Origin of the sequence: Hydrogenophaga sp. (genome assembly GCF_030373245.1) — a bacterium.
Lineage (GTDB): Bacteria > Pseudomonadota > Gammaproteobacteria > Burkholderiales > Burkholderiaceae_C > Hydrogenophaga.
Genome location: NZ_JAUCZF010000009.1, coordinates 183,915 through 196,598 on the forward strand (window position 1 = coordinate 183,915; position 12,684 = coordinate 196,598).

Genomic DNA, 12,684 nt, shown 5'->3' on the forward strand with positions numbered 1-12,684 from the left:
GGGTGTTCAGCCGGGGTGGCCCGCGCTCTCAGATCACCTGCGGGTCCACGTCCACCGCCCAGCGCACCAGCCCTCTGGCCTCGGGGGCGCTGCGGCAGTCGTGCAGCACCGGACCCCAGGCCGACAAAAAGCGCTGCAAGGCGCCGCGTGAAGCGCTTTCCACCAGCAGCTGCGCACGCTCTACGTTGGCCACGCGCTGAATGGTCAAAGGCACGGCGGGGTAGAGCGTGATCGCGTCCCGGTGCGGCAGGCCCAGCGCTTGTGCAGCCGCCAGATTCAGGAAAGCCTGCGCTGCGGCCTGGGTGCGCGCGTCGGCGCGCAGCAGAGCCTGGGCACCAAACGGCGGCATGCCGGCGATCTCGCGCTCAGCCAGCTGCTCGGCGGCAAAGGCCGGGAAGTCGTGGGTCTTGAGCGCGGCAAAGAGCGGGTGCTCGGGTGTCCAGGTCTGCACCCACATCTCGCTGGCAGCGCTGTGTGCGGCGTCGCGCCCGGCGCGCCCGCCGGCCTGCATGAGCAAGGCAAACAGTCGCTCGGGCGCGCGGTGGTCGCTGGCAAACAGGGCAGCGTCCACGTTGATACCGGCCACCAGGGTGATGCGTCGGAAGTCGTGGCCCTTGGCGATCATCTGGGTGCCCACCAGCACATCCACCTCGCCGCTGTGCAGCGCGGCGAGCTGCGTTTCCAGGCTGCCCTTGAGCCGGGTCGAGTCGGCGTCCATCCGCGCCACGCGTGGCGGCTGGCCGTCGGGCCGGCGCGCGTCGGCCAGCAGGGCGGCAAGCTGTTCCTCCACCTGCTCGGTGCCGCGGCCCACGGGCGCGATGTCGAGGTTGCCGCAGTCGGGACAGGCGCGCGGCACTCGCTCGGTGAATCCGCAGTGGTGGCAGCGCAGCGTGCGGTCGAGCTTGTGGAACACACGGTAGGCGCTGCAGTGCGGGCAGCCGCTTTTCCAGCCGCAGTCGTGGCAGGCCAGCACCGGCGCGTAACCCCGGCGGTTGAGCAGCACCAGGCACTGCTCGCCGCGCGCAATGCGCTCGCCCATGGCAGCCAGCAACGGCGGCGCGATCACTGCGCCTTTGGGCTGGTGGTTCATGTCGACCAGACGCAGCCTGGGCAATGAACCTCCGCCAATGCGCGCTGGCATGGCCAGTCGCAGGTAGCGCCCCTGGTCGGCGGCGTGCCAGCTCTCCAGCGAGGGCGTGGCCGAGCCGAGGATGACCTGGCAGCGAGTGCCTGCTTCCCCGCCTGCTGTCGACAGCGCCCCGCTTTCGATCTTGGCGCGGTACACCGCCAGGTCGCGTGCCGAGTAGCGCGCGCCTTCCTGGCTTTTGTAGCTCGGGTCGTGCTCTTCATCCACCACGATCAGACGCAGCCCGGGCAGGCTGGCAAAGATGGCCATGCGCGTACCGAGCACGATGCGGGCCACGCCGGTGTGGGCGGAAAGCCAGCTCGCCAGTCGCTGTGCAGGCGTCATGCCGCTGTGCAGGCAGACCACCGCGCCGGCGCCGTACAGCGGCTCGAAGCGCTCGCGAAAACGCGCTTCGAGCTGCGGCGTGAGGTTGATCTCGGGCACCATCACCAGCACCTGGGTTGGCGTGCCGCCGGTGCCTTGAGCGTCGAGTACACGTTGCGTGGCGCGCAGGTAAACCTCGGTCTTGCCGCTGCCGGTGGCGCCAAACAGCAACACCGGGACGCTCGCCGTGTCCAGCGCAGACAACGCCTCGGCTTGTTCAGTACTCAGCGCGGGCTGCGTTTGCTGGTCCAGCTTTGATTCGACGGGCTGGGCGGCAGCCTGGGTGCGGCGCTTCAGGCGCCGGGCCAACTGGGTGTTGTCGAGTTCGCGCAGCTGGGGCGGCAGCGCAGCCAGCGCCACCTCGCCCAGGCTGCGCTGGTAGTACTGACCGGCAAACTTCACCAGCTGGCGCCAGCGCGCGTTGAGTGGCGGCAGTCCGTCCAGCGTGCCGGTGACCTCGCGCGTCTGGCTATCGGTGAGTCCCTCTGGCGGCTCGGTCGGGCAGTCCCACACCACGCCCAGCACCTCGCGCTTGCCCAGCGGCACACGCACCAGTGTCCCCGGCGCAAGCAACAGCTCACTTCGGTAGCTCAGGCTGGCACTCACCCCGCTGTGGGCAGGGGTGGCCACGATGACGCTCGGCCAGCAGGTCATGTTTAGCGTGTTTTCCTCAGCCCAACTGTCGAAAGATGATGTAAGTCATTGATTTGTCTTTGCTTCTCGACCTGTCCCAAGCTTCTGTGGATAACTTTGTTGATAGGTCTGGTTGGCGGGTCGCGAAGCCTTAAGAATCAAGGCTTTTCTTAAGTTGCCCAGAAAAACGGCAACCTTCAATCGCTATATGAATCAACAGCTTACAGCGGCGTTGTCGACAGAGGCTGGCGTGGACCGCCTATTTGGCGCTTGTCGCACCGCAGCACAAAAAATGTGCATAAGTGAGACGTGTCAAGCCCTTTATTTTGCGAATTTCTGTGTCAGCGGGTTGACAGGCCCGCCATCACGCGCTCAGCCAGCGCTGCCGCGGGCTGCAGCCGCATGAGCGGTTTCAGGCGGCGGTGCGCAGGCGACGTGAATGCGCGTGAACCGCGTTCACCAGCGCCGTCACATGCTCGGGCGGGGTGAACTGGCTGATGCCGTGGCCCAGGTTGAAGATGTGGGTGGGTCCGGTGCCCGCACCCTGGTGGGGCTTGCCAAAGCTCTCCAGGACTGCCGCCACCTCGGCGTCAATGCGTTCGGGTGGTGCAAACAGCACGTTGGGGTCGATGTTGCCCTGCAGCGCCTTGGTGTCGCCCACCAGCGTGCGCGCCTTGCCCAGGTTGACCGTCCAGTCCAGGCCCAGCGCTTCGCAGTCCAGGTCCTTCATGTCGTCCAGCCAGAGGCCACCGCCCTTGGTGAACACGATGCGCGGGATCTTCACGCCGTCCTTTTCGGTCTTCAGCTGAGCCAGCACGCGCCGTGTGTAGGCCAGGCTGAATTCCTGGAACTTGCCGTCGGCCAGTACGCCGCCCCAGCTGTCGAACACCATCACCGCCTGCGCACCGGCGTCGATCTGGGCATTGAGGTAGCTGGCCACGCTGTCGGCGTTGATGGCCAGGATCTGATGCATGAGGTCCGGGCGGCTGTACATCAGCGACTTCACTGCGCGGTAGTCGTCCGAGCCGCCGCCTTCGACCATGTAGCAGGCCAGCGTCCAGGGGCTGCCCGAAAAGCCGATCAGCGGCACGCGGCCGTTGAGTGCCTTGCGGATGGAGGTCACGGCGTCGAACACGTAGCGCAGCTTGTCCATGTCGGGTACGGCCAGCGTGGCCACATCGGCTTCGGTGCGCACTGTCTTGGCAAACTTCGGTCCTTCGCCGATCTGGAACGACAGGCCCAGGCCCATGGCGTCGGGCACGGTCAGGATGTCCGAAAACAGGATGGCTGCATCCAGTGCATAGCGCTCCAGCGGCTGCAGCGTCACTTCGGTGGCGTAGTCCACATTGGTCGCCAGCCCCATGAAGCTGCCCGCCTTGGCGCGCGTGGCGCAGTACTCGGGCAAGTACCGCCCCGCCTGGCGCATCAGCCACACGGGCGTGTGGTCGGTGGACTGGCGCAGGCAGGCGCGAAGAAAAGAGTCGTTTTGCAGGGGAGCGAAGGGCATGGCGGTTCCGGTTGCGGTCTAGAGTAATCGCAGATTATCCCGCGAGGGGCCGGGGCCTTCGATTTGATGTGAAGCAGGGCCAACGGCGGTGCACGGCCGGTGGCCGGAGCGTCAGCAGGCGCCGTGCGGTTGGTCAGTCAGCACGCTCAAGACTTCGGCAGCCCAAACGGCTTGACCATGGGCCAGCCTTTCCGAGCCCAGTCGCTCATGCCCCCTTGCACGTAGCGCACGTTGGTCCAGCCGGCATCCTTCATGGCCTGCACCACTTTGCTGGAGCGGTTCTGCGTGTTGCAGATGATGAGCACCGGCTGCGCCGGGTCTCTGGGGATTTCACCTGCGCGCTGGTTGAGTTGCGACATGGGCAACAGCAGGGCGCCTATGGCCACGCCGGTGGCGTGCTCGTCGGGTTCGCGGATGTCGAACATGACGACCTGTCGGCTTTCAAACAGCTGGCGGCCCTCTTCCAGGCTGACGCGCAAGGGGTCTGGGGCAGTCTGGTCCGAGCAGCCGGCGGCCAGGGCCAGCACGGCTGCGCCCAGCAGGCCCAGGGTGCGGCGGGTGATGAGCGATGGGCGCCTGGTGCGTGTCACGCCGCGGCACTTTTGTACTTGATGCTGCAACCGTAGGGCTGGCTGGTGGCCGTGCTCAGGGGTTTGCCAGCGAGCAGCTCACTCAGGCCTTGGCGCACGTAGTTGGTGGCCTTGGCGATGTCGGCTTCGCGTGCCGATGGGATACTGTCGATGGCGCCGGCGTAGACCAGCACGCCCTGGGCGTTGACGATGTACATGTGAGGCGTGACGCGGGCCGAGTAGGCCTGGCCGACCTTGCCGTCTTCGTCCATCAGGGTGGCGCTGGTCGCAGCGCCTTTGTCAGTCATCCAGCGCCCGAGCTGGGCCGGGCTCAGGTAGTCAGGGCTGTCGTCGCGGGTGGAGTTGATGGCCAGCCAGACCACGCCCTTGCCCGTGAATTCCTTTTGCAGCGCTTGAAAGTTGCCGTTGTAATGCTTGCGCACAAAGGGGCAGCCAGGGTTGTTCCACTCCAGCACGACCGGTTTGCCGCGGAAGTCTGAAAGCTTGACCGCTTTGCCAGCGGTGTCGGTGAGCGTGAAGTCGGGCGCGGGCTGGCCAATGCTGGCGGTCTGGGCCGATGCGGCGGTGAACACGCCGGCGGGCAGGGCGAAGGCGCTCAGGCTGAGCGCATTGAAGTGGCGACGTTGCAGCATGGTGGGGCTCCGGTGGGTGGTCGAGGCTTTACGACACGTGGGCGTGCGTTTGGTTCAGTGCATCACAGCCCAGCCAGCGCGGCGCGAACCTCGTCCACGCTGAGCACCTCGGAGAGCAGCTGCGGCGCTTGGCCATTGCGGTAGATCGCGTACACCGGGACGCCGTTGCGGCCCAGGCGGGCGAGTTCCGCGGTGATGGTCGGGTCGCGCCGCGTCCAGTCGGCGCGCAGCAGCGCCATGTTCAGCGCAGCAATGTCGCCCAGCAGGTCGGTATCGGCCAGGGTGGTGCGCTTGTTGTACTGGCAGGTCACGCACCAGGCGGCGGTGAAGTCCACGAACACCGGGCGACCTTCGGACAGCAGCGATGCTTGTTTTTCGGCGCTCCACGGCTCCCAGCTCACACCGGCCACCGCGGTGGCCACAGGTGCGGTGGCCGCATCGGCCGCCTGCAGGCGAGTCACGTTGGGGCCGAGCGACCAACCGAGCCAGATCAGGCCCAGCGCGGCCAGACTCGCCAGCGTCGCACGCCCCTTGCCGTGCAGGCCCAGCGCCCAGATCAGCAGCGCCAGCACCACCAGGAGCATCAGCAGGGCGGCGGCGCCGTCGATGCCGCTCTGCTGGCCCAGCACCCACAGCAGCCAGACCACGGTGGCAAACATGGGAAATGCCATCAGCTGGCGGAAGGTGTTCATCCAGGCGCCGGGGCGAGGCAGGGCGCGCGCCACCCCCGGCCACCAGCTCGCGGCCAGGTAGGGCAGTGCCATGCCCAGGCCGAGCACACCAAACACCGCCAGCGCCTGCGCCGTGGGCAGGCCGATGGCCAGGCCCAGCGAGGCGCCCATGAAAGGCGCGGTGCAGGGCGAAGCGATGGCGGTGGCCAGCACGCCGGTGAGGAACGCATCAGCGGTGGGGTTCCTGGCCTGCAGGCTGGCCACCGAGCTGGGCAGCACGCTGCCAAATTCAAACAGGCCGGCCAGGTTCAGGCCGATCACGGTGAACAACACCGCCAGCGTGGCCACCACCGCCGGGCTTTGCAGCTGAAAGCCCCAGCCAATGGCCTCGCCGGCCGAGCGCAGACCCAGCAGCAAACCGCCGAGCGCCAGAAAACTCAGCACCACACCGGCGGTATACGCCAGGCCGTTGGCTCGGTGAGCACGGCGGTCGTCGGCATGTTTCGCAAACGAGAGCACCTTGATCGCCAGCACCGGGAACACGCAGGGCATGAGGTTGAGGATCATGCCGCCGATCAGTGCGCCAATCAGCGCGGCCCAGAGCGTGATGGGCGGGCTGCTGTTGACGGACGCGCTGGCGGCGCGCGCAGCGTTTTCCTGCAGCGCGGCGACGAGCGCATCGGGGGCGGCTGCCGGCAGCGGCGCTGCAGCGGGCCAGCTGCCTTGCACCGGCGCTTCCAGCCGCACACCGGGGCTGCCCGGTCCTTCGCCCGGCGGGTTGGCCAGCGCCACCACCAGCGGCACGGTGGTGGGGCTGTCGCTGCGATGCGGCGAGAGCGGCACGCCGGCGGTCCAGCGCTCGCCATCCCAGGTCTGGGTCCAGGCGGCTCCTGGCTCGATCAGGCCAGGCGTCTCGGGGAAGAACTCCAGTGGCTGACCGCGCCAGGCCACCGGCAGACCGGTAAGCGAAACCCGGAGCTGGCTGTCGACCGGCTCCAGTCGGCTGTCGCCGGCCGGCTGGTCGCTTGGCGCGGCGGCGAAGGTGGCCTCAAAGGCGCGGCCGTGCAGGGCGGTGGAGCCCTGCACCGGCAGGCGCAGGGTGAAGTTGCCCTCTTCGGGAATGCACTCCTTGCGGCACACCAGCCAGGCCGCGTAGAGCTTGACCTCGATGTCCTGGCCGGCAAAGCCGGGGGCTATCGTGAGTGGCACCGGCAGCAGCACGGTGCCGTCGTAGCCGTAGTTCGCCAGCGTGCCGAGCGGGAACTTGCGCGGCGTGGGCCAGCCGATCGGACCGGCGGTGACGCCAGGCGGCAATGTCCACTGCAGTTCGGTGGGCAGGCCCGAGTCGCCCGAGTTCTTCCAGTAGGTGTGCCACTCGGGCGCGTGCGTGATTTGCAACCCCAGCCAGACCGGCTTGCCAGGGCCAGCGCCCTCGGGCGCGTGGGCCAGCAGCTCGGCGCGCGCCTGTTCGCTTTGCACCACGGCGGTGTTGGACAGGCGTTCCAACAGATTCTGGGCTGGCGCTGACAGCGGGATCAGCAGCGCCAGCGAAACCAGCCATGGGCTGGCGAGCCGGAGAAACGAAGAGAGCCGAGGGAGGTGCATACAAGAGAAGCCAGGGGTGATGGGGCGAGCGCCGACTGCAACAGAAGCGCGGGTCAGTGAGAGGCGGGGTCGGGGCACGAGTTCCGGAGCGCAGGCGCTGCGTGCCTAGGCTTGTCAGAAATATAAGCCCCCACTGTTATTTTGTCTGTGGTGGAACGTATCTCTTACAAGATTTCTGCTTTGCTTTTCAGGCGCGGCGGAATTCGGTTCCAGGCCGGTACAAGGCGGGCAGGAACTCGTCTGGAGGACCATTCTGGGGTCGGTCGAAAGCGCACTGGTACCGCGGGCTGAGCGCATGCGCGCACAAGCGAACCCGACAGTTTGCTTGCGCTGGGGGCCAGTTGGCGCGTCGATGCTGGCGCACCTGGCGCAATTGCTCGGCCGGCTGCGCCTGAGCGGTTGAGCACGACGATCTGGCGATCTCCCAGGGGGCTGTGCCGATCGGCAGGCCTGGGCCTGCAGGGGGTTGCCGTGGTCGCGGCGTTGCGTCTGCGCCGATTGAAGAGGCCTTGGTCAGTCGGCAAAACCCAGCACCACGCGGCGCGTGGTGGCTGACTTTTTCTCGATCTTGGTGACCACCACGCGGCCGATCTCGGCGGTGTTGGCCACGTGGGTTCCGCCACAGGGCTGCAGGTCGATCGGCTCAGCGCCGCCGATGCGCACGGTTCGCACGGTGCCGCTGCCGCGCGGCGGCGAGACGCTCATGCTTTTCACCAGCGCCGGGTTGGCGTCAAGCTCGGCGTCGGTCACGCTGCCCAGCTTGACCGGGTGAGCCGCCATCACCAGCGCAGCAATGCCGGCGCTGAGCGCTTCCTTGTCCAGCGGCTCGGTCATGTGCAGGTCGAGCCGCGCGTAGTCGGGCGTGATCGAGCAGCCGTTGACCGGCATCGGAACCAGGTGACACAGCAGGTGGGTGGTGGTGTGAAAGCGCATGAGGCGGTGGCGCCGCGCCCAGTCGATCTGTGCGCTGACGGCGTCGCCCACTTGAAGCCCGGCCATCACCGACTCCTGCCCCGGCGCTGGCACGTGCACGATGTCGGCCGTGGGTAGGCCCTCGTCGTCTTTGCCCTTGCGGGTGTCGGCGATGCGGATGGTCTGACCATCGGCCAGGTGCAGCTCGCCGGTATCGCCCGCCTGCCCGCCTCCGAGCGGGTAAAAGACGGTCTGGTCGAGCACGATGCCGGCGTCGGTCAGGGCGGTGATGGTGGCCGGGCACTCGGTGCGGTAGGCGTCGGTGCGAAACAGGTCTTGGGTCATCGCCGCATCATAGGAGCGCGGCGCCTTACACTGCCAGCCATGTTGCCCAAGTCCCACTACTGGTCCGACCTGACCACCGCCGATTTCGCCTCGCTCGACACCGGTCGCGCCATCGCCGTGTTGCCGGTGGCGGCCACCGAACAACACGGGCCTCACCTGCCGCTGTCGGTGGACACCGACATCGTCAATGGCGTGATCGCCGCGGCTCTGCCGCAGCTGGCGCCCGGCCTGCCGGTGCTGTTTCTGCCCACCCAGGCGGTGGGCTTCAGCCCCGAGCACGCGCGCTTTGCTGGCACGCTCACGCTCAAGGCCGAGACACTGATGCGCGTGTGGACCGAGATCGGCGATTGCGTGGCCGCCAGCGGTGTGAACAAGCTGGTGCTTTTCAACGCCCACGGTGGGCAGGTGGGTGCGCTCGATCTGGTGGCGCGTGACCTGCGCGCGCGCCTGGGTCTGCTTGTCTACAGCGTGAACTGGTTCAACCTGCCGCTGCTCGATGCGCAGGGCCGGGATGTGAACGCGATGTTCAGCGCCGAAGAGCGCCGCTTTGGCGTGCACGCTGGCGAGATCGAGACGGCGATGATGCTGGCGCTCAAGCCTGAGCGCGTGCGCATGGATCAGGCGGGGTACTTCCGTTCGGCCTCGCAGGCGCGGGCAGCCGAGTTCCCCATTCTCGGCAACGGCAAGAGCGCCAAGCTGGGCTGGCAGATGCAGGACTACAACGCCGAAGGCGCGGTGGGCAATGCCAGTGCGGCCACTGCCGAAAAAGGCCATGCCCTGCTCGATGCAGCCGGCCGCGCGCTGGCCGCCCTGCTGGCCGAGATCGACCGCCTGCCGGCCGATACGCTGAGCGAGCACACCGCCTTCAAGCCTCGCCAGTAACGACCCGCGCAGCGGCGAAGCGTGGGGGTCATCGACCGCAGCGAAGGGCCGCCCCGAGCAAGGTCAGCCCCCTCGGGGGGCAGCGACCCGCGCAGCGGCGGAGCGTGGGGGCATTTCCCATTCAAGCGTACGTGACCCACTCCCGGTGCGCCGGGCTGTCCAGGTGGGGCAGCGTGTTGTAGGTCAGCAGGGCGTGGCGCCTGGCGCTGAATTCGAACTCGGTCACCGCGCTGTTGCGAATGCGCATGTTCAAGTCGATGGTGCGTTCCGGGCTCAGGTTCAGCACTTGGCCCACGGCGGTGCTGATCGGGCCACCGCTGGAGACGATGAGCACATTTTTTCCCACATGCTCGGCACGAACGAGGTCCAGCGCGCTGGTCACACCGCGCACGAATTCGGGGTAGCTCGGCATCCCTTGCGGGCTCACGGTGCCGGCCATCCACTGCGCCAGGCCGTCACGCAGCAGCCGGAAATGGTGGCGGTAGAGCTCGGGCGTGTCGGGCTTTTTCAGCGGTGCGGCGTGGATGGTGCGGATCACGGCCAGGCTGTCGTATTCGTCCAGACCGGGCCAGATCAGCGGCTGCAGATCCAGACCAGCGCCCGCGGCGATGCCGGCCCAGGTCTGAGCGTGGCGCTTGAGCGAGCCGGTGATCACCGCATCAAAGCGCTGGCCGCGCTTGGCCCAGTAGGCTCCCAGGCGCTCGCTCTGACGCTGGCCGAGTCCACTCAGCTGGTCGTAGTCGTCGGCGCCAAACGAGGCCTGGCCATGGCGCACAAGGTAGACAGTTCCCATAGGGCGATTCTGTGCGCCGAGGCTTGTGGCCCAGCGTCACCCAGGCGTCTGGCACGCGGTGAGGCAGACACCTGCGGGACGATCTGCGGTCGCTCTAGGGGCTTGTTCGGTGTACCGGCCTAGCCCGACTGTGTTGCAATTGGATACATGCAGCCACCGATCCCACCGCATGCCACTTGACCTGCTGACCGTCCTGGTGGTGCGTCTGTGTCTGGATGCCATGGCTTCGCTGTCATTCTGGGTGCAGTCGCGGCGCCATCCGGATGTGAAGGGGCCGAGCTGGTGGGCCGCAGCCGCCGCATGCTCGGTGCTAGCCACCCCGGCCTTGTGGGTGCGCATGGAGATGCCTGAGACCTGGATGGTCTCGTTGGTCAACCCACTGCTGATCATGACCGTGGTGCTGGCCTGGCTGGGCGTGCGTGCTCACCTGAGCCTGAAGCTGCCGACGCGACAGGTGGCCTGGGCCTTGCTGGCCTTCACCGTGGTCAATACCCTGCTGCACGAAGTCTGGGATCTGGCTCCCGTGCGGCTGGGCTTGTTTTTCAGCGCCCAGGTGCTGGTCGCTTTGCTCACCCTGCGCGATCTGCTGCAGCTCGGCGAGCGCAGGCACCAGCCGGAGATCCGGGCGCTGATCACCCTGACCTGGGTGGAGCTGCTGGCTTTGATGGGCGCAGCCTGGCTTCTGGTGGCGCTCGCAGGATCGGTGGACCCGTTGCGCGTGAGCACCATCTTGCCGTCCATCCTGGCCGCCTTTTTGCTGTCTGTGCTGGCGCGAACCCTGCTGTATTCCGGCCTGGTGTCGGCGCGACTGCAATACCAGAGCGACCGCTCGCGCCGCATCCTGCAGACCCGAGAAACCAACCAGCGCGCCCTGATCGAAAACCTGGGGGCCGGGGTGATGGTGTTCCGCCCGGACGAAACTCTGGCCAGCATCAACAACGCGGCGCGGCGTTTCCTGGGCTGGAGCGAAGGTGGAGCGAACCCGGCGCTGCCGCAACCCATCCTGCCGGGCTGGCGATTGCTGCAGGAGGATGGCCAGCCCATGACTCGCTCCGGCCTGCCGTTTCTGCGCGTGATGGCCACAGGCCAGCCCGTGAGCAATGTGGTGATGGGTATTCCGGTGGGGGATGGGCGTTACACCCGCTGGGCACTGTGCAACGCTTATCCCGAAACCTGGCCCGACGGTGGCCTGCGCCATGTGGTGGTGACCTTTGTCGACATCACCTCGCTGCGCGATGCGCAGGCCCAGCAAAAGACCTTGCAGGCGCAGCTGGCGCAGTCGCAGAAGATGGAAGCGCTGGGTACGCTGGCCGGCGGTATTGCGCACGATTTCAACAACATCCTGGCTGCCATTCTGGGCAACGCCGATCTGGCGCGGCAAGACTTGGCCAAGGACCACGCGGTGCAAGAAAGCCTGTCCGAGGTCACCACCGCCGCGCGGCGCGGCCGCGAGCTGGTGCGGCAGATCCTGGCGTTCAGCCGCCAGCAGCCGATGGAGCGGCGCCCGGTGGACGTGGCCGCCGTGCTGGGTGAGTCCTGTGCCTTGTTGCGCGCGGCGACGCCGCCGCAGGTGGAGCTGGTGCAGTCGCGCACGGTGGGGCCGCTGTTCGTCTCGGCCGACCCGACCCAGCTCGGGCAGGTGCTGCTGAACCTGGGGACCAACGCGGTGCACGCTGTTGGCTCGGCACCGGGGCGCGTCGAGTTTCGCGTCGATGTGCTGCCGCCGGGTGACCGCCGCATTCCCGCCGCGCTGACGGCCGAACACGACCTGGGCGTGGTGCGAATCGAAGTGCAGGACAACGGCTGCGGCATGGACGATGCCACCCGCGAGCGCATCTTCGAGCCGTTCTTCACCACCCGCGTCGTCGGCGCCGGCACCGGCCTGGGTCTGCCGGTGGTGCTGGGCATCGTGCAAACGCTGGATGGCGTGATCCAGGTCGACAGCCGCGTGGGCAAGGGCACCACGTTTTCACTCTTTTTCGCGGCCACGGCAGCAGGCGATGTCCACGAGACGCCGGCAACGCCGGCGGTGGCGGTTTCGGCGCCTGCCGAACGCGGCACAATGGAACCCATACCCAAGAAGCAGCCCCAGCTGCCCGACATTCCTTCAGCGGAGCACAGCACCATGGCCGACTCAGGCGATACCCCGGTAGCCCACATCCTCTACCTCGACGACGACGACACGCTGGTGTTTCTGGTGCGCCGCTTGCTCGAACGCCGGGGTTACCGCGTCACGGCGCTGGCCGACCAGCAGGCCGCGATCGATGCCGTGCGCGAACAGCCGAAAGCCTTTGACTTGCTGCTGACCGACTACAACATGCCCGGCATGTCGGGTCTGGACGTGGCCAAGGAAGTGCTCGGCATCAACCCCGCGCTGCCGGTGGCCGTGGCCTCGGGCTACATCACCGACGAACTGCAAGCCGAAGCCATGGCTGCGGGCGTGCGTGAAGTGGTGTTCAAGACCGACGCGGTGGAAGATTTTTGCGCGGTGGTGGCGCGGCTGGTCAGCGGAGCTGACCAGGCCAAGTAGGCCCACCCCCGCCGCGCTTCGCGCGACCCCCTCAAGGGGGCGGCACTGGCGGCCCGGCAAAGCCGGTTCCGCGG

General features: G+C 67.4%; 9 protein-coding genes. 2 read left to right on the forward strand and 7 right to left on the reverse strand.

What is annotated here, in order from left to right; translation table 11 throughout:
• Positions 1-28: 28 nt before the first annotated feature.
• The 6 genes from priA to QUV25_RS18065 form a co-directional block, all read right to left on the reverse strand.
• Positions 29-2,164, reverse strand: a complete 2,136-nt coding sequence (priA, locus tag QUV25_RS18040; RefSeq protein ID WP_300866072.1) for a primosomal protein N' — start codon at positions 2,162-2,164, stop codon at positions 29-31.
• 391 nt (positions 2,165-2,555) lie between these two features.
• A complete protein-coding gene (gene hemE / locus QUV25_RS18045) occupies positions 2,556-3,650 on the reverse strand; it encodes a uroporphyrinogen decarboxylase (RefSeq protein WP_300866074.1) in 1,095 nt (364 codons plus the stop codon).
• Positions 3,651-3,796: 146 nt separating this feature from the next.
• Entirely contained in the window at positions 3,797-4,240 is a 444-nt protein-coding gene (locus tag QUV25_RS18050; RefSeq protein WP_300866077.1) for a rhodanese-like domain-containing protein, read from the reverse strand.
• A complete protein-coding gene (locus QUV25_RS18055; protein ID WP_300866078.1) occupies positions 4,237-4,872 on the reverse strand; it encodes a thioredoxin family protein in 636 nt (211 codons plus the stop codon). The genes QUV25_RS18050 and QUV25_RS18055 overlap by 4 nt, the downstream gene beginning before the upstream one ends.
• A gap of 62 nt (positions 4,873-4,934) precedes the next feature.
• Positions 4,935-7,148: a thioredoxin family protein gene (locus tag QUV25_RS18060; RefSeq protein WP_300866081.1), complete on the reverse strand. Its 2,214-nt coding sequence runs from the start codon at positions 7,146-7,148 to the stop codon at positions 4,935-4,937.
• A 513-nt stretch (positions 7,149-7,661) separates the two neighbouring features.
• Complete coding sequence (locus QUV25_RS18065) at positions 7,662-8,405, reverse strand: alanyl-tRNA editing protein (protein ID WP_300866083.1); 744 nt, start codon at positions 8,403-8,405, stop codon at positions 7,662-7,664.
• Between the two features lie 39 nt (positions 8,406-8,444).
• On the opposite strand from QUV25_RS18065, the gene QUV25_RS18070 reads away from it, so the two are divergent.
• Positions 8,445-9,287 (forward strand): creatininase family protein, encoded by an 843-nt coding sequence (locus tag QUV25_RS18070; RefSeq protein WP_300866084.1) that lies wholly within the window; start codon positions 8,445-8,447, stop codon positions 9,285-9,287.
• Between the two features lie 121 nt (positions 9,288-9,408).
• Here the strand turns inward: QUV25_RS18070 and QUV25_RS18075 are convergent, their stop codons facing one another.
• Positions 9,409-10,080, reverse strand: a complete 672-nt coding sequence (locus QUV25_RS18075) for a histidine phosphatase family protein (RefSeq protein ID WP_300866087.1) — start codon at positions 10,078-10,080, stop codon at positions 9,409-9,411.
• 169 nt (positions 10,081-10,249) lie between these two features.
• Here QUV25_RS18075 and QUV25_RS18080 point away from each other — a divergent pair, with 169 nt between their 5' ends.
• Entirely contained in the window at positions 10,250-12,610 is a 2,361-nt protein-coding gene (locus QUV25_RS18080) for an ATP-binding protein (RefSeq protein WP_300866090.1), read from the forward strand.
• The last annotated feature ends 74 nt before the right edge of the window (positions 12,611-12,684 follow it).